The sequence below is a fragment of the Mesorhizobium sp. B2-7-1 genome (assembly GCF_006440735.1).
In the GTDB taxonomy this organism is placed as follows: domain Bacteria; phylum Pseudomonadota; class Alphaproteobacteria; order Rhizobiales; family Rhizobiaceae; genus Mesorhizobium.
The window spans coordinates 32046-53576 of the sequence record NZ_VFUA01000019.1 but is presented as its reverse complement, the minus strand read 5'-3'; the positions used below and the strand labels follow the sequence as shown (position 1 = coordinate 53576).

The 21531-nt window shown below is 64.3% G+C and carries 19 protein-coding genes; 17 read left to right on the top strand and 2 right to left on the bottom strand.

Annotated elements, in window-relative coordinates; translation table 11 throughout:
* Window positions 1-24 precede the first annotated feature (24 nt).
* The 16 genes from FJ471_RS10515 to FJ471_RS10440 all read left to right on the top strand — a co-directional run bounded on the left by FJ471_RS10515 (window position 25) and on the right by FJ471_RS10440 (window position 18624).
* On the top strand, window positions 25-429 hold the full coding sequence (locus tag FJ471_RS10515) for a hypothetical protein (RefSeq protein WP_073988889.1): 405 nt from the start codon (window positions 25-27) through the stop codon (window positions 427-429).
* Window positions 430-450: 21 nt separating this feature from the next.
* Entirely contained in the window at window positions 451-1407 is a 957-nt protein-coding gene (locus FJ471_RS10510; RefSeq protein ID WP_140803082.1) for an alpha/beta hydrolase, read from the top strand.
* 29 nt (window positions 1408-1436) lie between these two features.
* Window positions 1437-2813, top strand: a complete 1377-nt coding sequence (locus tag FJ471_RS10505; RefSeq protein ID WP_140803081.1) for an ABC transporter permease — start codon at window positions 1437-1439, stop codon at window positions 2811-2813.
* A complete protein-coding gene (locus FJ471_RS10500) occupies window positions 2810-4210 on the top strand; it encodes an ABC transporter permease (RefSeq protein WP_140803080.1) in 1401 nt (466 codons plus the stop codon). Before FJ471_RS10505 ends, FJ471_RS10500 begins: the two co-directional genes overlap by 4 nt.
* 9 nt (window positions 4211-4219) lie before the next feature.
* The gene (locus tag FJ471_RS10495; protein ID WP_140803079.1) at window positions 4220-4909 is read left to right on the top strand and encodes a bacteriorhodopsin; all 690 of its coding nucleotides are present in this window, start codon (window positions 4220-4222) and stop codon (window positions 4907-4909) included.
* 59 nt (window positions 4910-4968) lie between these two features.
* Window positions 4969-7164, top strand: a complete 2196-nt coding sequence (locus FJ471_RS10490; protein ID WP_140803078.1) for a flotillin family protein — start codon at window positions 4969-4971, stop codon at window positions 7162-7164.
* A 41-nt stretch (window positions 7165-7205) separates the two neighbouring features.
* Window positions 7206-7670, top strand: coding sequence for a hypothetical protein (locus FJ471_RS10485; protein ID WP_140803077.1), 465 nt, complete (start codon window positions 7206-7208; stop codon window positions 7668-7670).
* Window positions 7667-9544 carry a hypothetical protein gene (locus tag FJ471_RS10480; protein WP_140803076.1) on the top strand — a complete coding sequence of 626 codons (1878 nt, stop codon included), beginning with the start codon at window positions 7667-7669 and terminating at the stop codon, window positions 9542-9544. The genes FJ471_RS10485 and FJ471_RS10480 overlap by 4 nt, the downstream gene beginning before the upstream one ends.
* Before the next feature lie 117 nt (window positions 9545-9661).
* Window positions 9662-10612 (top strand): LysR substrate-binding domain-containing protein, encoded by a 951-nt coding sequence (locus tag FJ471_RS10475; RefSeq protein WP_140803075.1) that lies wholly within the window; start codon window positions 9662-9664, stop codon window positions 10610-10612.
* A gap of 78 nt (window positions 10613-10690) precedes the next feature.
* Entirely contained in the window at window positions 10691-11653 is a 963-nt protein-coding gene (locus FJ471_RS10470) for a LysR substrate-binding domain-containing protein (protein ID WP_246684680.1), read from the top strand.
* Window positions 11654-11677: 24 nt separating this feature from the next.
* Window positions 11678-12940: a CaiB/BaiF CoA-transferase family protein gene (locus FJ471_RS10465; RefSeq protein ID WP_318013964.1), complete on the top strand. Its 1263-nt coding sequence runs from the start codon at window positions 11678-11680 to the stop codon at window positions 12938-12940.
* Window positions 12937-14271 (top strand): MmgE/PrpD family protein, encoded by a 1335-nt coding sequence (locus FJ471_RS10460; protein WP_140803073.1) that lies wholly within the window; start codon window positions 12937-12939, stop codon window positions 14269-14271. The genes FJ471_RS10465 and FJ471_RS10460 overlap by 4 nt, the downstream gene beginning before the upstream one ends.
* Window positions 14271-15428, top strand: coding sequence for an acyl-CoA dehydrogenase family protein (locus FJ471_RS10455; RefSeq protein WP_140803072.1), 1158 nt, complete (start codon window positions 14271-14273; stop codon window positions 15426-15428). Before FJ471_RS10460 ends, FJ471_RS10455 begins: the two co-directional genes overlap by 1 nt.
* 12 nt (window positions 15429-15440) lie before the next feature.
* Window positions 15441-16301 (top strand): MaoC family dehydratase N-terminal domain-containing protein, encoded by an 861-nt coding sequence (locus FJ471_RS10450; RefSeq protein ID WP_140803071.1) that lies wholly within the window; start codon window positions 15441-15443, stop codon window positions 16299-16301.
* A complete protein-coding gene (locus tag FJ471_RS10445; RefSeq protein WP_140803070.1) occupies window positions 16298-17134 on the top strand; it encodes a CoA ester lyase in 837 nt (278 codons plus the stop codon). The genes FJ471_RS10450 and FJ471_RS10445 overlap by 4 nt, the downstream gene beginning before the upstream one ends.
* 2 nt (window positions 17135-17136) lie before the next feature.
* On the top strand, window positions 17137-18624 hold the full coding sequence (locus FJ471_RS10440; protein ID WP_140803069.1) for an NAD-dependent succinate-semialdehyde dehydrogenase: 1488 nt from the start codon (window positions 17137-17139) through the stop codon (window positions 18622-18624).
* 49 nt (window positions 18625-18673) lie between these two features.
* Here FJ471_RS10440 and FJ471_RS10435 read toward each other — a convergent pair whose 3' ends face one another.
* Complete coding sequence (locus FJ471_RS10435; protein WP_181179306.1) at window positions 18674-19117, bottom strand: thioesterase family protein; 444 nt, start codon at window positions 19115-19117, stop codon at window positions 18674-18676.
* Window positions 19118-19232: 115 nt separating this feature from the next.
* Window positions 19233-20093 carry a LysR family transcriptional regulator gene (locus tag FJ471_RS10430; protein ID WP_140803067.1) on the bottom strand — a complete coding sequence of 287 codons (861 nt, stop codon included), beginning with the start codon at window positions 20091-20093 and terminating at the stop codon, window positions 19233-19235.
* Window positions 20094-20189: 96 nt separating this feature from the next.
* Between FJ471_RS10430 and FJ471_RS10425 the strand changes: the two genes are divergently transcribed.
* Window positions 20190-21518, top strand: coding sequence for an aspartate aminotransferase family protein (locus FJ471_RS10425; protein WP_140803066.1), 1329 nt, complete (start codon window positions 20190-20192; stop codon window positions 21516-21518).
* Window positions 21519-21531: the final 13 nt, after the last annotated feature.

Below are 21531 nucleotides of genomic sequence, written 5' to 3'. Positions count from 1 at the left end.
GAATTCCCCAATCAGGAGGATCATATGAGTAGATATGGAAGCAGGAGCAGCTTTGATCTGGAGTGGATCGAACGATGGGCAAGGAAGGTCAACGATGACCGCATCCTGCCGGTGATCGGACGCTTTTTTACGAGCAAGTTCGTCCTCGGCTTCGACGACACCGAATATCTGGTGGACGTTCGGGGCGGCAAGATCCAGAAGATCGCCCAGGGCCTCACGCCGAACGACATGGGCGTGGAATTCTGGCTGAAGGCGCCGAGCAGCGCCTGGTCGAAATTCGCCCAGGAAATCCCCCCGCCGATGTTCAACGACATATGGGCGATGGCGCATCCGCTGCACAAGCAGCTGATCATCGAGGGCAATTCGCTCCCCTTCTGGCAGAATCTGCGGGCGCTGACGCGTATGCTCTCGCTGATGCGACAAGTTTAACGGCAGCGCAGGAGAGTTGTCATGAATACACACGATCCCATTGTCGGGCGTTACGTTTATGTCCAGTGCGAAGGCAAGACGTACCGCACCTACTACGAGGAACATGGCGAGGGCATTCCGATGGTCTGCCTGCACACCGCCGGCACCGACGGCCGCCAGTACCGGCATCAGCTGTGCGATCCCGACATCAGCAGCAATTTCCGCGTCATCGCGTTCGACATGCCCTGGCACGGCAAGTCGATCCCGCCGGCGGACTTCCACCTGATGGAAGATGAATACAAGCTCACCACCAAGTTCTATTGCGAGTTCATCGTGGCGTTCTGCCGCGCGCTCGACCTGCGCAAGCCCGTCCTCATGGGCCAGTCGATGGGCGGCAACATCTGCCTGGCGCTGGCGCTGCGCTATGAGAGCGAATTCTCCGCCTTCATCGCCCTCGAGGCTTGCGACTACTCCCCGGGCTGGTGGATCGATCCGCTGCATCATCCCCACATCCATGGCGGCGAAGTGGTCGCCACCTCGGTGTTCGGCCTCATGGCCCCGCAGTCGCCTGACGACTACCGCTGGGAGACTTGGTGGTACTACGCGCAGGGCGGCCCCGGCATTTTCAAGGGCGACCTGTATTTCTACAGCGTCGATTCGGACTTCCGCGATCAGTGCCAGAAGATTTCCGGCAAGGTGCCGATCTACTTCCTGACCGGCGAGTACGATTTCGCCTGCACGCCGGAAATGACCCAGCGCACCGCCGAGAAGGTCAAGAACTCGGAATGCATCATCTTCGGCGGCGGTCACTTCCCGACCTCGGAGGATCCAGTCAAGTTCAAGGAAGTCGTCACCCCCGTGCTGAAGAAAATCCTCAGCGCGGACCCTGAACGCCGCGGCCAGGGCGGCAATGCCCTGTCGGGACGCAGCGTGTCCGACAGCAGGTCCGCGGGCCGCGGCGAGCGACCGGGTGAAGGCCGAAAGGTCATCGAGTTCTAGGTTGCGCTGGCAACGGAAGACCAAAGTTGATGTCGCAGTCCAGGGGTTCCCAAAACACCTACCTGTTGGTCCCGATCCTGCTGATCGCGCTGCTCTTGAGCACCGCGGTCATCAGGGGGCCGAACCTCGTCTCCTTGTCGGGGTTCGGCAGCGCGATCATCGTGTCGGCGCCCCTGATCCTGGCGACATTCTCGCTCATGGCCCTGGCGGTGGCGGGGCGTGGCACGGTCGACCTGGCGGTCGGACCATTGCTCGCCTTCATCAATGTCACGATCGTCAAGCTCAACGGCCTTGGCATCGTGACCGGCCCCTTCGGCGTCTTCCTGGTCGCCCTGGGGATCGGCGTTCTCTATCAACTCTTCTTCGCCCTGATCATCATTTTCGTGCGCGTCCAGCCGATCATCGTCGCGCTCAGCGGTTTTCTGGCCCTGACCGGCATCAATCTCGTCATCCTCCCAAGACCTGGCGGCACCGCGCCCGAATGGATGGCGTCATGGGGCATCGGCAACACGATCTTCTCGCCGGTCCTGTTGATCGTGCTCTTGGCCATCGCTGCCTGGCTGCTGTTCACCATGACCTCGTTCTACGCGAACCTGCGCCTGATGGGCTACGATGAGCGCGCGGCCTATACGAGCGGCGTTCGCATCAATGTGGTGCGGGTCGGCGCCCACGTCATCGCCGGGCTTTTCGTCGGCCTTGGCGCGATCTGCTACACGGCGCTGATCGCGTCCGGCGATCCGACGCAGGGCACCACGATGACGCTGACGGCGGTGACCGCCCTGGTGCTGGGCGGGGTCAGCCTGTCCGGCGGCCGCGGTGGCGTGGCGGGCGGGCTGCTTGGAGCGCTCAACCTCTTTCTGATCGGCTATGTCCTGGCCACCTTCAATTTCGGCGCCACGCAAGCCTTCGTGACGCAGCTGTTCTATGGATTGATCCTGGTTCTGTCGCTGCTCTTGACCCTGCTGGTGCCGGTCATCGGGCGATACCTCTATTTCATTTCGCCCTTTGCGGCCTTTGTGGTCCTGGGCTGCGTTGTCGTCGGCATCATGCTCTATGTCAGCACCCGCGATACCTATGCGGTGGTGGCGGTCGCCGGCGGCGCCTTTAAGCAGGACGCGGACGTGATGACCCGCTATCTGCTGCTGCCGGTCATGCAGTCGGGAAGCGGCTCGGTCCTGCCCGATTTGACGACGCTGCAGAAGACCGTCTTCGGCTTCGCCGCCGTTCTCGCCGTGCTGACCTTCACGATCCGCGCCATCGTGGCCGAGGCCGCTTCGGTGCGCCTTGGCGCCTTCATCTATGTCTTCGTCTCGGCGCTCATCCTGCTGCTGTTCGTGGTCGTCGGCGAGCAAAGCCACGTTCCCGGGACTTTGGCGACGGGACAATCCTCGGGGAGCGCGCCATGAGCGAGATGTTCGGCGAGGGTGGACGCGGCGGCCTTTTCGTTCCGCGATCACGCGCCCTGGTATGGTTCAACCTTGCCGCGACCTTCGTTGTTGCCGCGATCAGCTTCGGGCTTGGATTCTGGCAAGGGATCAGCGCCCAGATCGTCATCCTCTACACGATCGTTCTGGCGGCCGTGCTGTTCTGGCTGATCAATTATGTCGCTGTCATCTTCGAGTCCCGCGCGCCGTCCCCGGAAACGGACAATGCGGCGCCGGCCGGCGTCGGCGGCGTCTGGTCCGGCAACAGGGTGCTGATCGTCACCATGGCGGTGATGCTGATCGTGTACCTTCTGATCACCGCCACGGTCCCGTCATTCCGCACCCTCGGCAACCTCATCGCCTTCCTTTTGCTGGAAGCGATTCTGGTCTTTGCGTTCAAGGTCAGCAACCGCTTCGCCCGTGGCCGCAGCGCCTTTATCGGCCTGATCGTTCTGCTGGCGCTGATCGTGATCAGCTCCTTCACGATCAACGGGTTTCTTTCCGCCGCCAACATCAAGGCGATACTGCTGTTTGCAGCCTTCCTCGGCATCGCGTGTGTCGGGCAGACGCTGGTGGCGCTGCTCGGCGGCCTGGACCTGTCGATCCCGTTCGTGATCGGCTCCTCGAACATCGGGCTTCTGTTCCTGATCGGGCTCGGTGTTCCGTCGTGGCTGGCGGTCGCCTTCGTCTTGGCGATCGGCGCCGCACTAGGTTTCCTCAATGGCGTCCTGTCCTACCGCCTGCAGGGCCAGGCGTTGATCCTGACATTGGGGATGGGCTTCTCGATCGCCGGGCTCGTTCAGATTCTCACTAGCATCGGATCGTCGTTCGGCGGCAATGTTTTCGGCACCGTTCCCAAGTGGCTGCAGAATCTCGCCGCCATGAACGGCCGCACTTTCGGCCTCGCGGTGCCGCCGACCATTCTCTTGTGGATCGCGATCGCCATCATCGTCATCGTCGGGCTGCGCTACTCCGCCTTTGGCCGTTACATTTACGCTCTGGGCGGGAACCGCCGCTCGGCCAAGCTGATCGGCGTTTCCGAGTTCAAATACTGGACGATCGCCTACGCCATCAGCGGCTTTTCAGCCGCCCTGACCGGATGCCTGCTTTTGGGCTGGAGCGGCGGCGGCTTCATCGGGGTCGGCGACCAGTATCTTTTCACGACCCTGGCCGCGGTCGTGATCGGCGGGACGTCGCTGATGGGCGGGTACGGCGGCTATGGCTACACCGTGATCGGGGTTCTCGTCCTGCAGGTCCTGAGCGCCTTTCTGATCGGCATCGGGCTCAAATACGAATGGCAACAATTCATCTTCGGTCTTCTGATCCTGCCGATGGTCGCGCTCTACGGCCGCGCCCCTCACATCAGAGCCCAGGTCTAGGGAAAGCCCATGTTTGGAACACTCTTTCAATCAAGCGCCGTGGTCAGCACCGCGCTCAGCGTCGCGACCCTCGCCACGTTCGCCACAGCCGCCCTGGCGATGCTGGGCCTGACATGGACCTCCGAGCGGTGGCGCATCCCGCTGGCGCTTTCGGGCGTTGCCTTGCTGGCGTCGGGTCTTGAATATTATGCCGCCTCCAACATCTGGCTGGCGGGCCAGCAGCTCAGCGCCGCCTCCCGATACGTCGCCTGGTTCGTCGTCCAGCCGATGCAGGTCGCATCGCTGTTTTTCTTCGCACGCATCGCCGGGAAAGTGCCTGTCGGAGTGTTCTGGCGGACATTGGCGGCGGCAATCCTGATGGTCCTCTCCCGCTACCTGGGCGACGCGCGGATCTTCAACCCGACCCTTGGCGTGCTGCTGTCGATCGCTTTCTGGCTTTATATCCTCGGCGAGTCGTATTTCGGCGCCATGGCCGACGCCGTCGGCAAGTCGACGCGGCCGATCCGGCTCGGTTATTTTTGGATCAGGCTGATCATGACGATCGGCTGGGCGATCTACCCGATCCTGCATTTCGTGGACGTCGTCATCGGCACCGGCCACGTGGCGCCCGTCATCGTGCTCTATACCGTTGCCGACCTTGTCAATCTCATCGCCGTCTCGATGATCGTCCTCGCCGTCGCCGGCGAGGAGCGTTTCTGAGGGCTGTCAATCTTCGCGCCGGCACGCCCGGCGCACGCGGTTAAGTGGAGGATATTCTCATGAATGGCTCAGATGTGATTGCAGTCGTTATTCTCGTAACGATCATCATCGCGATCGGTGTCTATCTGCTGCATTGGCTGTACAGGCACTCGTCCAAGGACCAGTCCTTCGTGCGCACCGGCCTCGGCGGCGAGCGGGTGGTGATGGGCGGCGGCGCGCTGATCATCCCGATCGTCCACGACATCACGCGTGTCAACATGAACGCGATCCCGGTGGAAATCCGCCGGCTCGGCGAGCAGTCCCTGATCACCAGGAACAAGATGCGCATCGACATCGTCGCCGAGTTCTTCGTGCGCGTGGTACCGACGGAAGCCGGCGTGTCGATCGCCGCCCGCACCCTTGGCGAGCGCACCCAGAATCCGGCCGCGCTGAAGGAGATCGTCCAAGGCCGGTTCGTCGATGCGATGTCGGCCATCGCGTCGACGATGACGATGGATGAAATCCACACCAACCGCGGCCGCTACATGAGCGAGGTGGCGGCCCTCGCGGCGACGACCCTCGGGTCGAACGGCCTCGAGCTGGAGAACGCCTCCCTGACGAGCCTCAACCAGACCGACATTTCCGTGTTCGATCCCTCGAACGCTTTCGATGCCGAAGGTCTGACACAGCTGACCGAGCAGATCGAAGAGCGCCGCCTGCTCCGCAACCGCATCGAAAACGAATCGCGGATCGGCATCAAGCTCAAGGATTTCGAAACCGAGCAGCGAGCTTTGGAGATCGAACGCGACCTCGAATACGCCCGCATCGAGCAGGCGCAGGCGATCGAAATCCGCAAAGCCACCCAACTCGCCGACATCGAGGCCGAAAGGTCGAGCTCCACGATCAGCATTCAGAACGCCCGGATCCGCAGTGAGCAGGAAGCCGAGCGGATCCGCATCGCCAAGGACCGTCTGATCGACTCCGAACGGATCAACACCCAATCGGAGGTGCGCTCGCTGGAGATCAAGAAGCAGCAAGAGACCGAAATGACCGAGATCATGTCGCGGCGCCAGCTGGACATGCAGCGGATCCAGAACCGCCGCGAAGTCGAGGCGGAGCGGATCGAGAACGAGCAGCATGTGAAGGAGTCGGAAATCCGCTCCCGCCAGGAGCTGTCGATCATCGAGACGACGTCCACCGCCGAAGTCGACCAGGCCAGGTTGGAGAAGCAGCGCGAGACCGAGGCGCATCGCATCGAGACCGATAAGGCGATCGAATTGCTGGTCGTGGCGAAGTCGAAAGAGGTCCGCATCAGCAGCGAGCTCGCCGAGGCCGATCAGGAAAAGGCTCGCCTCCAGAAACGCTACGATGTGGATGTCGAGCGGCTGAGGGTGGACGAGGAGATCGTTCAGCTCGAGATCGAGAAGAACCAGAAGATCAAGCTTGCCGAGACCAAGGCGTTCCAGGAGATCCAGGACGCCTCGATCGCCGCCAACCGCCAGATCGACGAGTTGCGCATCGCGGCGCGCAAGTTCGTCGACAAGTACGAGATCGAGCAGCAGAAAGAGGTCGAGATCGTCGACAAGGAGCGCCTCATCGCGGTCATCAACAAGTCGATCGAGGAGGCCTATGCGAAGACCGAAGCCGCCGAGGCCTTGAAAAAGCAGGTCGAGATGGAAGAGCAGATCAACAGCGCCCGCGAAGAGGAAGTGGCAGAACGCATCAAGCGGGTGGAGCTCATCCAGTCCTCGTCGAGGGTCGAGCGCGACGCCCAGCGCGTCGTCGCTTCGGCCAAGGCCGAGAAGGAGGCGACCGAGTTCAGGGCGCTGGCCGAGATCGCCGAGTCCAACGCGGCCGAGGTCCGCTACGCCAAGGACGCCGCCGGACAGCGCATGCTCAACGAGTCCGAGAACACCCGCTCGGACGCCAGCAGGCGCAGCGCCATCTACGAAAACCTCGTCCGGAACCTGCCGAGCATCATCCGCGAGACGGTCAAGCCGATGGAGAACATCGAGTCGATCAAGATCCTTCAGGTCGACGGCCTGCCCGGACTCAACAGCCCGTCCGAGACCCTCGGGACCGCCGAGGGTGGCTCGGGCGGCGGCAACATGACGGACCGCGTCGTGAATTCCGCCATGAAATATCGCACCCAGGTCGCCTTCGTGGACGGCCTCATGAAGGATCTGGGGCTGCCGATCGAGAACCTCGGAAGCGCCGGCGGCATGTCGTTCCGGAACTTCCAGGGACCGGAGACGCCGAAGGACAAGGACGACTGAACGCGCCCTTGAGCAGCGAGTCCAACTAGCGAGAGCATTCGATGACCCCGCTCGGCAAAAACGAAGCGCTGGACCGCCACGCCCTGGTCATGGCGTGTTGGCTGGCGGCGGCCTTGCCCGCCGCGATCCTGTTCGACTACGGATTTGGCCAGGGCGGAGCGCCCTACGTCCTTTCCGGGTTCGCGGCCGTCCTAGCCGGCTTCGTCGCCCATGTGATCGTCAATGTGGTCTACGGGACGGGCTTCTCGCCCCGCGAACTGGGGCTCGGTCTCGTCATCTATGGGTTCGCGCTGGTGCTGTTCGTGATCCTGTCGCTGGTCAGCGCTCCCTTTGCCGCCCGCAACTTCGTGCCGGTCAGCATCGGATTTATCGCGACCGGGGCCGTGATCGTTTTCTACCTGATCACACGGTTCGGAGCGCGGCAGGCCTTTGACGCCTTCGACGTCATCCGCGACTTCCGGGCGGGCGACCGGGATCCAACCAGCCCGGCGGGAGACGATCGATGACCCCGCTGCTGGCTTCCGTCCTCGGCATCGTCGCGGTCCTGGGTCTTTATCTCGCGACCATCAGCAGCAGGCACGCCCAGGAGCCCGGCGATTTCGTCGATGCCGGCCAGGCCTTGCCGCCATGGGTGATCATCTTCGCCGGCGCCGGCGTCACACTGGCCAGCCTCGGCCTTCCCGATCATCTGCGTTTGCTCTCCACTTTCGGCCTGCAGTACAATCAGGTCGCCGTCGGCCTCATCTGCGTGGCCCTGGCCGCCGCCATCACGCAGAAGCGGATCTGGCTCGCGGCCCGGCTGACCTCGCTGCGCACCCTCGGCGACCTGCTCGGCGATTATTTCGGAAGCACGACCCTGCGCATCTACATGCTGTTCGTGCTGTTCCTTTTCAGTATCCCCTTCGCGGCCATGTGCCTGTCCCAGGCGGGCGCGTTGGTAAGCGCCGCGACCGCCAACGACATCCCGTCCGGTCTGGCGATCTGGTCGATCGCATTCGCGCTGTTTCTCTGCAGCGTGATCGGCGGCTGGCGCGCGATCGCCTACTTCGTCGCCGCCCAGTCCCTGCTGATCCTGGCCCTCATCGTCTTTTTCGGTGGGTTCATGGGCTTTGCGATCGACAAGCTGGCTTTTGCCGCCACCGGTATCGGCACAACCGGCGGCGTGCTCCCGGACAAGATTCCAGGCGTGATCCAGTTCAGCGCCGGCATTGGCAAGGAACTGCCGGCCGGCGGCTTGTGGACCACATTCGCGGGACTGACCTTCGCGCTGTCCCTGGGGGGCATCGCGATCAGCCCCGGCTTCAGTTTCCTGGGCGTTACGAGCGCGCCGCGGCGCGGTTTCGCGTTCGGCCAGGTCTGGATGATCGCCGGTCTCGCGGCCGGCGCCCTGATGCTGGTCGGGCCGGTCCTGGCCGCCGAGATTTCGGCCGCCGGTTCGTTGACGGCCTTTACCGCCCGTCTGGCGACGCTCGATCCGATGGTGGCGGTGGGCTTTACTGTCCTTCTTGTCGCGTCGGGCCAGATCGCCGTGGCATTCTTTGCCGGATCGGGTGCATCGGTGTGCACCATCGAGCTGACGTCTCGCTATGTCATTCCGGGCATGGACGGGCGCGCGAGCCGTTTTGCCGCGCGCGTGACCTTGGCTCTTGTCTATGGAGCCGTTGCCGCCGTTGCGAGCTTTGCGCCACTCAGCGCGACGATCTTCTCGTCCCTCACGCTCAGCCTGTCCATGCAGTTGCTGCCGGCGGTGCTCGGCCTGTGCTGGGTGCGTTGGATCAGCCGCAGCGGCGTGCTCGCCGGTTTGATCGTCGGCAGCCTTTGCGTCATGTTCACCGAGAGCTTCGGGCTGGTGCTGTTCGAGCGGTTGTTCGTCGACCTGCCATGGGGCCGCTGGCCGTTGACGGTTCATTCCGCGGGATGGGGACTGGCGACCAATTTCGCGGCCTGCCTGCTTGTCAGCCTGTTTACCCGCGCCGGCTCCGAGCGGGATCGCCGGGATCGCCTCCACGACGCTTTCGCGGAGGGCCAGCGGGCGCGCAACGGAGGCCAGGCGGCCACAACGGCAAAATGGTCCCTGACGCTGCTATGGGCGTTCCTTGCGCTCGGGCCCGGCGCGATCCTTGGCAACAGCTTTTTCAGCGAGCCGGTTTTTGCCGGGACCGTCGTGGCGCCGGGAGTGCCGTCGCTCCTGATCTGGCAGGTCCTCTTCTGGTTTGTCGGCGTGTTCATCGTGTGGTGGCTGGCCTATCGGGGACGTCTCTCCGTCATCGACGAGTTTCCGCGCCACAAGATCGTCCTCGTGCCCGACATCAACCCGCTGTTCGAGCCGATCACCACGCCATGGATCGCACGGCTCCTCGATCGCGTGACAGGCCGGTAGAGCATGATCCTGAAAAGTGGGAACCGGTTTTCGGAGAAAGATCATGCTCCAACAAAGAACTGGATCGTGATGGCGATTCAACGAAACGCCATCACGGTCTAGCGGGGGCGGCGGGGCATGGAAGGTATCGACCTCAGGCGCCTGCGCTATTTCATTGCGGTCTGCGAGCATGGCGGCTTCTCGCGTGCGTCCCAATCCATCGGCGTGGCCCAGCCGTCGCTGACGCGGCAGATCAAGCTGCTCGAGAAGGAAGTCGGCATCGCCTTGATCAAGCGGAGCGGACGCGGTGCGGAGCCCACGACCGAGGGGCGCTTTCTCCTTGGCCAGTCGCGCCTGCACATCGATGGGCTGGATGACGCCGTCCGCACGGTGCGCCAGCGCTCGGACAAGCTCAAAGGCGAGATCGCGCTCGGCATATGCCCGACCATCGCACCGCTGTTTCTCGAAGACATCCGCAATTTCGTCGGAGCTCAATATCGGGGTGTGACGCTCAATGTGGTGGAAGCCTATAGCGGCGACCTGGCCAGTCTCATGCGCGGCGGCCGACTGGACGCTGCGCTTACCTACCGGCCCGGTTCTCCGGATCGGCTCGACGTCGTCGATCTGTTCGCGGAGCGCCTCGTGCTGGTGACGTCCTATGCGGTCGACACGGCCGATGCACCATGTCGGCTTGAGGACATCGGCCGGCTGCGATTGATACTGCCGAGCGAAATCCATGAGCTGAGGCGGATCATCGACCGGGTCTACCGGCGGCGAGGTGTTGCGCTGAAGCCGGAGCTAGAACTCGATTCACTCAGCGCCGTGAAAGCCGTCATCGCGGACAAGAGCACGCAATACGCGACGATCCTGCCGCATTCCAGCGTGACACGCGAACTGGAGGAACACACGCTGAGCGCTTATGCCATAGCCGACAGCGACATGGCCCGCACCATCGCTATCGTTCGGCCCCGAGACGTCGGTTCCCAGCATGCAGTGCTGACCGCTTTGATCGACGAAATCCGGCGGCTGGCGGGGCGCATCAGGAAATCCAAGGGCAGCGTGGAAGCGGTCTTGTTGGGGCAGGGATAGACGGATCGCCGCTATTTTGCCGTTGCCTCAATAACGAAATATTATACGGTGTCCCTTGATGGGCCGCAGGGAGCCGTTTTGGATCTTCGTCAGCTTAAATATTTTTCCCAGGTCGTCGAAAGCGGTTCGTTCTCGAAAGCCGCCACGCAGCTCCATGTGGCGCAGCCGGCGCTGAGCCAGCATGTCAGGCATATGGAGGAGGAGCTTGGACTTCCGCTCCTTCATCGCGGGCCGCACGGCGTCAGCGCGACGGAAGCCGGCGCGCGGCTCATGGTGCATGCCAAGCGCATTCTCGCCGAGTTCGCGGAAATCAGCGACAGCGTCAGGGGCGCCGCCATCGCGCCGCGCGGCGAAGTGCGCTTCGGCCTTCCAGGCACGGTGAGCGAGCTTCTCGCGGCGCCGCTGATTGAAGCGGCGCGCGAGCGCTTCCCCGAGGTGCGCATCCGCGTCGTCGAGGCGATGAGCGGCTACATTCTCGAGTGGTTGAAGCGCGGCGAAGTCGACCTCGCGATGATCTATGCGACGTCGAACCCGAGGGGTCTCGCGGTTCACCACGGCCTGTCCGAGGAAATCTGTCTCTTTGCCAACCCGTCCATGGCGGGCGCCGGCGACTTTCGGGGGGCTTCCGTCGAGCTCCGCGACGTCGCCGGGTTGCCCCTGGTCGTGCCGGGCCCCGGCCATGGTCTGCGGGAGCTGATCGAAGCCGTCGCGACGTCGGTCCAAGTCGCCATCAACCCGGCGATCGAAATCGACTCCTATACCCAAATCAAGCGACTGGTGACCCGTGGTATCGGTTTCGGGATCCTGCCGCGCATGGCGATCAATGCCGAGACCCAGGCCGGCCTGTTCCGGGCGTGGAGTTTCCAGGACCCGCCCATCACCCGGAAAGTGTACCTGGCTTATTCGACGGAACGCCCGCTGCAGACGGCTCCCCGGGCAGTGGGTCAGCTGTCGTGGGATATACTGCGCCAGCTGGTGAAGGATCAGGCCTGGAGCGCCGAGCTTTCCGACGAAAACCAGCGCCCCGACCTGTTTGGCTAGGGCACGGCGGGCGGACGGTCGACTGTGTCGTTTCGCTATACCTCCCATTACAAAACGCTATTTGACGGAGGGGACCCTTCCGGTGCGATGGTATCGGAAAAGCAGGATAAGGAGCGAGCCATGCCAGGCGCGCTGGAGGGAACAACCGTCGTCTCGCTGGAGCAAGCCGTGGCTGCGCCCCTGGCGACGTCGCGGCTCGCCGACGCCGGTGCGCGCGTCATCAAGCTCGAGCGCCCCGAGGGCGATTTCGCGCGCGGCTACGACGACTACGTCCACGGCCTGTCCAGCTATTTCATCTGGAACAACCGCGGCAAGCAATCCTGTACCGTCGACCTGAAGCGACCGGATGATCTGGCGCTGGTCGAAGCGATGCTCGCCACGGCCGACGTGTTTATCCAGAACCTGGTGCCCGGCGCCACCGACCGGCTGGGCATCGGCAGCGCCGACTTGAGGCGGCGGTTCCCCAGGTTGATCGTGTGCGACATTGGTGGCTACGCGCCGGGAACGCCCGATCACGATCGGAAAGCCTATGACCTGCTCATCCAGGCGGAAGCGGGTCTGGCTGGCGTCACGGGATCGGCGACGTCGGGTCCGACCCGCGTCGGCATATCGATATCCGATATCGCCACCGGCCAGGCCGCCTATGCCGCCATCCTCGAAGCCCTGATCATGCGCGCCCGGACAGGCGAAGGGGCTCACCTGCAAGTCTCCTTGTTCGACACCCTCGCCGAATACATGAACGTGCCTTATCTGGCGCGCCATTACGGCGGCAAGGAGCCCAGCCGGCTCGGCCTCGCCCACCCGTCGATCGCGCCCTACGGACTGTTTCGCGTGAGCGATGGGGAAATCCTGATCGCCGTCCAGAACGAACGCGAATGGGCCGTCTTCTGCGAGAGCGTCCTGCGCCAGCCGTCGGTCGCGACGGATCCGAGATTCGAACGCAACGTCCTGCGCATCAAGAACCGCGAACCGCTCGACGCATGCGTGCAGGCGATCCTGGCGCCCTACACCATGTCCGCGCTGTGCGAGCTGCTGGACCAGGTGCGCCTTGGATATGGCCGCGTGTCGACCATGGCGGATCTGGCGGCGCATCGCAGCGCGACCAGGGTCGCGGTCGAGACCGCGATCGGTCCGGTCGAGCTTTTCGCGCCGCCGGTCACGGTCGATGGCAAGCGCCCCGAACTGGGCAGGGTGCCCTCGCTTGGCGAACACGATGTGGCTTTGCGGCGGGAGTTCGGTCCGCCGGAAACGGCTGGATCCCAACGCATAGGGAATAGAACGCTATGAGCCTGACCCGCGACCTGACCCGGTTGATCCGTGAAAAGCCGGTGACCGAACGCGATCTGGAATGGGCATCGCTGTTCGTCCTGGATACGCTTGGCTGCGCGCTTGGCGCGTTGCCGACCGAACCTGCCCGCATGCTCAAGGCGGTCGCGCCGCCGGCGCAGGCGGATACGGCACGCAAGGCGTTCTATCTCGGCGGTTTGTCCCATATTCTGGAGATGGACGACCTGCATCGGGATTCGGTGACCCATCCGGGAAGCGTCGTCATTCCCGCGGCCTGGGCCGTGGCCCACGATCACGACCTTGGCGGCGACGCGTTCCTCCGCGCGGTTCTCGCGGGATACGAAGCCTGTTGCCGCGTCGGCATGTCCGTCGGCAAGAAGCATTACCGGGTCTGGCACAACACCTCGACCTGCGGGCCGTTCGGCGCGGCTTTTGCCGTGGCCGAGCTCATCGGCCTCGATGACGACAGGACCGTTTGGGCGCTCGGCAACGCCGGGACCCAGTCATCGGGACTTTGGGAGTTCCTGGCCGAAGGCGCCATGAGCAAGCATCTTCATACCGCCCGGGCAGCGGAGTCGGGCGTACTTGCATCGTTCCTGGCCAGGGAAGGCTTCACGGGCGCGCAAAACATCCTGGAGGGCGAAAAGGGCTTCTATGCGGGCCTGTGCGCCGACCCGATTCCGGACGCGGTGACGGCCGCGCCCGAACGGCCCTGGCAATTGATCAACACCTCGATCAAGCCATGGCCCTGCTGCCGTCATACCCATCCGGCGATCGACGGCGCCATCGCCTTGCACAAGGAGATAGCCGGCGAAGCCATCGCCAAGGTGAAGGTCGGCGCTTACCGGGCCGCGCTGGACGTGTGCGATCGGCCCACCCCCGAGGATCCCTACAGCGCCAAGTTCTCCCTGCAGCACACGGTGGCGATCGCGCTGGCGGACGGCCGCGTCGACCAGGCGAGCTTCGATGCCGATGCCCGGCAGCGGATGGCCGGCGAACGCAAGAAAGTCGACGTCGGGCTGGCGCCGAGGATCGAGGCTGCCTACCCCGAGTCGTGGGGCGCTGAAATCGAGGTGGAGACGGCTTCCGGCCGGCGCCTTTCCGCCGCGCGACACGACGCCAAGGGAGATCCCGACAATCCGGTGACGGCGGCCGAGCTCTCCGAGAAAGCGCGCGCGCAGCTCGTTGCCGGCGGCAATTCGCAAGCCCGGGCCGACGAACTGATCGGCGCCATCCTTGCACTGCCCGATAACCGTCCGGTGCGCTCGCTGGGTTTGTTTGAAATCGCTGGAGACGCGCGTCCCCAGGCACGTGCCGCGCGGAGCGCTTGATGTTCAAGGATGTCGACAACGAGGAGATCCGCGAGGCCGTGCGTCGGCTCTGCGAGCGGTTTCCGGGCGAATACTGGCGCAAGCTCGACGCCGACCGCGCCTACCCCCTGGATTTCGTCAACGCGCTGACCGAAGCCGGCTACCTCGCGACGCTGATCCCCGAGGAGTATGGCGGTGCCGGCCTGACGCTTTCGGCGGCGGCCGCCGTGCTCGAGGAGATCCAGCGCGCCGGGTGCAACGGCGCCGCCTGCCACGCGCAGATGTACGTCATGGGGACGCTGCTGCGGCATGGCAATGAGCAGCAAAAGCAGCGCTATCTTCCGAAGATCGCCTCCGGCGAGCTGAGGCTGCAGGCATTCGGCGTCACCGAGCCCACCAGCGGCACCGACACGACCTCGATCCGCACATTCGCCCGCAAGGACGGCAATCATTATGTCGTGAGCGGCCAGAAGATCTGGACAAGCCGGGCCGAATATTCCGACCTCATGCTGCTGCTTGCCCGCACGACCCCGAAGGACCAGGTCTCCAAGCGCACCGAAGGCTTGTCGGTGTTCATCCTCGACATGCGCGAGGCACTCAAGCAGGGTCTTTCGATCCGGCCCATACGCACCATGATGAACCACTCCACGACCGAGGTCTTCTTCGACGGCGTCAGGGTCCCTGCCGAAAACCTGGTCGGAGAGGAAGGCAAGGGTTTCCGCTATATCCTGTCCGGGATGAATGCCGAGCGGATCCTGATCGCCGCCGAATGCATCGGCGACGCCAAATGGCTGATCGGGAAGGCCTCGGCCTATGCCTGCGAGCGCAACGTCTTCGGCCGGCCGATCGGTGCCAATCAGGGCGTCCAGTTTCCGATCGCCAGGGCCTATGCCAACATGCGCGCGGCCGAGCTGATGGTCCGCGAGGCGACGCGTCTCTACGAGGCCGGCCTCGACTGCGGCGCCGAAGCCAACATGGCCAAGATGCTGGCCGCCGATGCCTCGAACGAGGCCGCCAATGCCTGCGTCCAGACCCATGGCGGTTTCGGCTTTGCCGAAGAATACGATGTCGAGCGCAAGTTCCGCGAAACCCGACTCTACCAGGTGGCGCCGATCTCGACGAACCTCATCCTGTCCTATCTCTCCGAGCATGTGCTCGGAATGCCACGTTCCTACTGACGGGCGAGTGAAGTGAACGCGACCGAGCAGAAGCCATTCGCCGAATGGATTGGCCGTCAAAGCGAGAGCTTCGATGTCGTTTCGGAGCGCCTCGTGCAAAGCTTCAGGGCGATATTCGAGCCCCATCTCGCGCCGGTGGCCGCCGGCTTCGCGCCGTTGGGCATCCATTGGTGCCTGTCGCCGGCGATCGCCGCGATGGACCAGTTAGGAGCCGATGGCCATCCGGCCATGAACCTGTCACTGCCGCCGGTGCCCCAGCCGCGCCGCATGTGGGCGGGTGGTGAATTGCAGGTGCACGACGCCTTGCGGATCGGCGATGAAGTCCGGCGGGTCTCCACGATCCGCGACATTGTCCGCAAGCAAGGCAGGTCGGGCGAGCTCTGGTTCGTCGCGGTGGATCATCGCTATCATACGTCACGCGGCATCGCGCTGAGCGAACGGCACGATATCGTCTATCGCGAGGCCGCGGTGCCGAAGCACGTCGCACCGGACCGCGAGAAGACCGCCCCGGCGCCAGGCCGTCCCGTCGGCAGGTCGTGGACCGTGGTCCCGTCGTCCACGCTTTTGTTTCGTTATTCGGCCATCACGTTCAACGGCCATCGGATCCACTATGACCTGCCTTACGCCACCCAGGCGGAAGGCTATGAGGGTCTGGTGGTCCACGGCCCGCTGCAAGCCACGCTGATGCTCAACCTCGCGGCGGCTCACGGCACGGGCATCCCGGCGACCTTCCGCTATCGAGGCGTTGCGCCGGCGATCGCCGGCCGCCGCCTGACCATCGCCGCTTCCCCTGACGCCCAGCGGTTCTGGGCCCAAGGCGACGGCGGTGTCGTCCATATGGAGGCCGATGTCGGTCGGGATCCGGCGCCATGAGCCCGCACGGCACCCAACGCCGCCCTTTGGTCGCGCCTTTGTTCGTACCGGCAGATCGGCCGGAACGGTTTGACAAGGCCGACCGGTCCGGCGCCGACGCGGTGATCGTCGATCTCGAAGATGCGGTCGTGCCTGCTGCCAAGGACGCCGCCCGCTCCAACCTCCGCCAGATGCTGGCGCTGCACAACCCCGCCTATGTTCGCGTGAACGCCACGGACAGCAGCTGGCACGGCGACGATATTGCCGCGCTCAAGGCATTGGGACTGCGACGCATATGCCTGCCGAAGGCGGAGTCGCCGGTCACGCTCGATGCGGTCGTGCAGGCATTGGGTGACGACGTCGAGATCATCGCCCTGATCGAAACGGCGCGTGGGCTGGAGGAAGCGGCCGCCTTGGCCGGTCATTCTCATGTCGCCACACTGGCCTTCGGGCCTGCCGACTTCGCCCTCGACCTGGGCGTGGCCGCCTCCGAGGCCCTCAGGGCGCATGCCATGATGCGGCTGGCCGTGGCCAGCAGGTCCGCCGGCAAGGCCCTGCCGCTGGATGGCCCGTCCTTCGAGGTGACGGATACCGCCAGGCTGTCCTTCGAATGCCGGCAGGCCCTGGACCATGGCGCCGGCGGGAAGCTTTGCATCCACCCCGCCCAGATATCGCATGTCGCTGCCGCATTCCGGCCAAGCGAAGAACAATTGCGCTGGGCGCGGCGCGTCGTCGACACCGCTCGGGACGGCGCGGCCCGCCTCGTCGATGGCAGGATGATCGACGCGCCCATCATCGCCCAGGCCCGGGCGCTTCTCCTCAAGGGCCAATCGGAATCCAGTGAAGGTGCCTGACCATGGCCGTATCCGCGACACTGCTTGGCAAGATCAAGGACAAGGATCTGATCCGGGAACAGGGATTGATCGGCAATGAGTGGCTTGGCCGGTCCCAGTCCGGAAAGACGTTCGAGGTCACCAACCCCTCGACCAACGAAGTCTTGGCGACATTGCCCGATTTCACGCGCGCCGAGATCGCCAAGGCGATCGACGTGGCCTATGTCGCGCAAAAGGACTGGGCGGCCCGCACCGGCAAGGAGCGCGCCGCCGTCCTGCGGCGCTGGTATGACCTGACCATTGCCAATCTCGACGACCTGGCGACGATCCTGACCGCCGAGATGGGCAAGCCCTTCGCCGAGTCCAAAGGCGAAATCCTCTACGGCGCATCCTACATCGAGTGGTTCGGCGAAGAAGCCAAGCGGGTCTATGGCGACACGATTCCTGGCCATGCCCGCGACAAGAGGATCGTCGTCATCAAGCAGCCCGTTGGCGTCGTCGGCGCGGTCACGCCCTGGAATTTTCCCTCGGCGATGGTGGCGCGCAAGATTGCTCCGGCACTGGCGGTGGGCTGCTCGATGGTCTTCAAGCCGGCGGCGCTGACACCTCTCTCCGCCCTGGCCTTGGCCGTGCTCGCGCAAAGGGCAGGCGTGCCGGCCGGGCTGCTGAGCATCGTCCCGATCACCAAGAGTTCGGACTTCGGCGATGAGATTTGCGAAAACGCCAAGGTTCGCAAGCTCACGTTCACGGGATCGACCGAGGTCGGCCGGACGCTTATGGCGCAAGCCTCCGCGCAAGTGATGAAGCTCAGCATGGAACTCGGCGGCAACGCGCCTTTCATCGTGTTCGACGATGCCGATGTCGATGCTGCGGTCGAAGGCGCGATCGTTTCGAAATACCGCAATGCCGGACAGACCTGCGTCTGCGCCAACAGGCTTTATGTGCAGAGCGGCATCTACGATGCGTTCGCCGAGAAGCTGGCGAGCCGCGTCAATGGCTTCAAAGTCGGCGACGGCTTCGCGGAGGGCACCGAGATCGGCCCGCTCGTCGACGAGCGCGCCGTCGCCAAGGTCAGGCGCCACATCGAGGATGCCGTCTCGCAAGGCGCCAGCATCGTCGCGGGCGGCCCGGACCATCCGCTCGGCGGCAACTTCATCCGGCCGACGGTGTTGACCGGGGTAACCTCGCGGATGGCGGTCGCCCGGGAAGAGACGTTCGGCCCGTTGGCGCCCTTGTTCCGCTTCGACACGGTCAACGACGTCATCGAAATGGCAAACGATACCGAGTTCGGCCTCGCCGCCTACTTCTACGCCAAGGACACCAGCCGCGTCTGGGCGGTTGCCGAAGCGTTGGAGTACGGCATGGTGGGCATCAACACTGGCCTGATCTCGACCGAAGTGGCGCCCTTCGGCGGCATCAAGCAATCGGGCTTCGGTCGCGAAGGCTCCAAATACGGCCTGGATGACTTTCTCGAGCTGAAATATTTGTGTTTTGGCGGGCTTGCGAGCTAAGCGATCCCGACTGGCAGCCTTCCCTGGCCCTCAGCGCCATCGACGCAGCTCAAGCGTCGCCGCCATGGCTTGGCGCAGCGGCGGGAGTCATCCAGGATTTCAGGCGCTCGAGCATAGGCTCCGTCAGCGGGGTCGATTTCCGTTCCGCAAGGTTGAAGAAGACCGTCTTGGCGGCCAGCTTGGCCGCGAGTTCGCCGCCATGCAGCCTGCGCATCTCGTAGTCCGTCTGGATCGACGTGCGGCCGACAGTGCGGACCGTGCCGTGGATTTCCACGATGACCCCCGATGGCACCTCGCCGACGAAGTCGATCTCATGCCGGACGTCCGCCCACCCCCTGTCGGCCCATTCGGGCGTCGTCGGCGCCCAGCCGGTCGCCTGTCCGAGCAGGATGTTGATGGCGTCGTCGAAGAACGCGACGTAGAACCGCGTCGTCATGTGGCCCATCATGTCGCAATTCCAGGGCTGAACCACAGCTCTCGTCAGTAAGATCATTTTTGCTCCCGATAGCTCATCCGATGCGCCCACATCTAGCGGGGATTGGTTGCCTCTGGGAGAGCTAATCGATGGTTGGACCATTGCTCGCCCCATCTTGACGGCGGCGAGTTGATTACAGCGACGGCAGGATACCTCGGATGTGACTGGCAAACGCCTCGATGGCCGGCGATCGCGTGGTTTCCGCAAAGGCGATCAGAACGCCGAGCCGGGACAGTCTCGGAAGCGGGGCGTTGAGGATGAACAGATCCGGCGGGACGGCTTTCTGTGTCATCACGCTTATCGCAAGGCCGGAACGCGCCACCGCTATCAGGCCGGTAAGGCTGTTGCTGGCATAGGCTATCTTGTAGCGCAGCCCGGCGCGGGCCATGGCGTCGCAGGCCGCCTTGTGGTCCATGGCGTTCGACGCCGGCAGGGCCAGCGGCACGGTCTCGCCGAACTCGTGCATCTCCAATGTCGGCTTGCTGCCGACCCAGACCATCGCTTCCGTGCGCACGACCTCCCTGGAGGCGCTCGCGTCCGGAATGGAGACCAGCCCCAGATCGACCTGGCGCGCATGCAGAAGACTGTGCAGCTCGACGGTCGGCGCCGACACCACCTTGATCTCGATGTCCGGATAAAGGCTCCCGAAGCTTCTCAAGAGCGTCGGAAAGAAGGCGCTCAGATAGTCTTCCGGGCTGCCGAAGATGATCGAACCCTGCAGCCCCTTGCCGGAGAAGGCCGAAACCGCTTCGTCGTGGATTTTGAGGATGCGCTCGGCATAGGCAAGGAAGCGCTCGCCGCTGCCGGTGAGGCGCACGCCGCTGCCGCTTCGATGGAACAGGCTCTGGCCGCCGAGCGCGTCTTCGAGCCGCTGTATCTGCATCGTCACCGCCGATTGCGTGCGCCCGACCTGCACGGCGGTGGCGCTGAGCGTTCCGGAATGCGCCGCGCGGACGAAGGTCGACAGCAATCTGAGATCGAGGGGCGCGGGCATATCAATTCCATTGATAACGGAGTCCGATATCTATCAATTTTACTGCTGTAGCGCCAGCCGCTAATCTCCGGGCTTGCGTTTTAGCGAGGCTGCGAGATGTCGAGAAACCTGGATAATGTCTTCTGGTCGGCGGCGCGAAAGCACCTCATCCGATATGGCGGCGCCTTCGAGCCCGCCATCATCGAGCGGGCCGAAGGCTCGTTCGTCTACGACGCCGATGCCCGGCCCATACTCGACTTCACCTCCGGCCAGATGAGCGCGCTGCTCGGGCATGCGCATCCGAGGATCGTCGCGACGGTGCGCCGCCAGGTCGAAACGGTCGCGCATCTCTTCAGCGGCATGCTGTCCCGTCCGGTTGTCGAGCTGGCCGAGCGCCTCGCCGGGCTGGCGCCCGGCCTCGACAGGGCGCTCCTGCTTTCGACGGGCGCGGAGTCGAACGAGGCGGCCATCCGCATGGCGAAGTTGGTGACCGGCAAGCACGAGATCGTCGCCTTCTCCAAAAGCTGGCACGGCATGACCGGCGTTGCGGCCTCCGCCACCTACAGCGCCGGGCGCAAGGGCTACGGCCCGGCGGCGGTCGGCTCGATCGCGATCCCGGCGCCGAACAGCTTTCGCCCGCGCTTCAAGAAACCCGACGGCTCGCTCGACTGGGCAGCCGAGCTCGATGACGCGTTCGCCCTGGTCGACAGCCAGTCGACCGGCAGCCTCGCGGCCTTTATCGCCGAGCCGATCCTGTCGAGCGGCGGCATGCTGGAGCTGCCGCAGGGCTATCTCGCGGCGCTGAAGCAGAAATGCCGCGAACGCGGCATGCTGCTCATCCTCGACGAGGCGCAGACCGGCGTCGGCCGCACCGGCGATATGTTCGCCTTCCAGCGCGACGGCGTCACGCCGGACATCCTCACTCTGTCGAAGACCATCGGCGCAGGCCTTCCGCTGGCGGCTGTCATGACGACGGCCGAAATCGAGGAAACCGCGCATGAGCGCGGCTTCCTGTTCTACACCACCCACGTCTCCGATCCGTTGCCGGCCGCCGTCGGCGTGACCGTGCTCGACGTCGTGGAAGAGGAACGCCTTGTCGAGCGCGCGCGCCATCTCGGCAGAAGGCTTTTCGACGGCCTGTCCGGCCTCAAGCAGCGCTTCGAATGCATCGGCGATGTCCGCGGTCGCGGCCTGATGCTGGGCGTCGAGATCGTCAAGAACGGAGAGAGCCGCGAGCCCGATCACGAGCTCGGCGCGAAAATTGCCGCCGAGGCATTCAAGCGCGGACTGAGCATGAACATCGTCAAGCTCCCCGGCATGGGCGGCGTGTTCCGCATCGCCCCGCCGCTGACGATCTCCGAGGAGGAGCTCGACCTCGGATTGCGCACGATCTCCGACGCCATCGAGGCGGTGCTGTCCGCGAGCGGCCGCATGGCTGCCGAGTGACGGACAGAAACCG

What these genes read in the sequence shown, in the direction of transcription:
- FJ471_RS10445 (WP_140803070.1), top strand. Translation starts at nt 16,298, where the DNA reads ATGAGCCCGCACGGCACCCAACGCCGCCCTTTGGTCGCGCCTTTGTTC.
- FJ471_RS10460 (WP_140803073.1), top strand. Translation starts at nt 12,937, where the DNA reads ATGAGCCTGACCCGCGACCTGACCCGGTTGATCCGTGAAAAGCCGGTG.
- FJ471_RS10490 (WP_140803078.1), top strand. Translation starts at nt 4,969, where the DNA reads ATGAATGGCTCAGATGTGATTGCAGTCGTTATTCTCGTAACGATCATC.
- FJ471_RS10515 (WP_073988889.1), top strand. Translation starts at nt 25, where the DNA reads ATGAGTAGATATGGAAGCAGGAGCAGCTTTGATCTGGAGTGGATCGAA.
- FJ471_RS10500 (WP_140803080.1), top strand. Translation starts at nt 2,810, where the DNA reads ATGAGCGAGATGTTCGGCGAGGGTGGACGCGGCGGCCTTTTCGTTCCG.
- FJ471_RS10485 (WP_140803077.1), top strand. Translation starts at nt 7,206, where the DNA reads ATGACCCCGCTCGGCAAAAACGAAGCGCTGGACCGCCACGCCCTGGTC.
- FJ471_RS10425 (WP_140803066.1), top strand. Translation starts at nt 20,190, where the DNA reads ATGTCGAGAAACCTGGATAATGTCTTCTGGTCGGCGGCGCGAAAGCAC.
- FJ471_RS10440 (WP_140803069.1), top strand. Translation starts at nt 17,137, where the DNA reads ATGGCCGTATCCGCGACACTGCTTGGCAAGATCAAGGACAAGGATCTG.
- FJ471_RS10430 (WP_140803067.1), bottom strand. Translation starts at nt 20,093, where the DNA reads ATGCCCGCGCCCCTCGATCTCAGATTGCTGTCGACCTTCGTCCGCGCG.
- FJ471_RS10455 (WP_140803072.1), top strand. Translation starts at nt 14,271, where the DNA reads ATGTTCAAGGATGTCGACAACGAGGAGATCCGCGAGGCCGTGCGTCGG.
- FJ471_RS10510 (WP_140803082.1), top strand. Translation starts at nt 451, where the DNA reads ATGAATACACACGATCCCATTGTCGGGCGTTACGTTTATGTCCAGTGC.
- FJ471_RS10505 (WP_140803081.1), top strand. Translation starts at nt 1,437, where the DNA reads ATGTCGCAGTCCAGGGGTTCCCAAAACACCTACCTGTTGGTCCCGATC.
- FJ471_RS10495 (WP_140803079.1), top strand. Translation starts at nt 4,220, where the DNA reads ATGTTTGGAACACTCTTTCAATCAAGCGCCGTGGTCAGCACCGCGCTC.
- FJ471_RS10475 (WP_140803075.1), top strand. Translation starts at nt 9,662, where the DNA reads ATGGAAGGTATCGACCTCAGGCGCCTGCGCTATTTCATTGCGGTCTGC.
- FJ471_RS10480 (WP_140803076.1), top strand. Translation starts at nt 7,667, where the DNA reads ATGACCCCGCTGCTGGCTTCCGTCCTCGGCATCGTCGCGGTCCTGGGT.
- FJ471_RS10435 (WP_181179306.1), bottom strand. Translation starts at nt 19,117, where the DNA reads ATGATCTTACTGACGAGAGCTGTGGTTCAGCCCTGGAATTGCGACATG.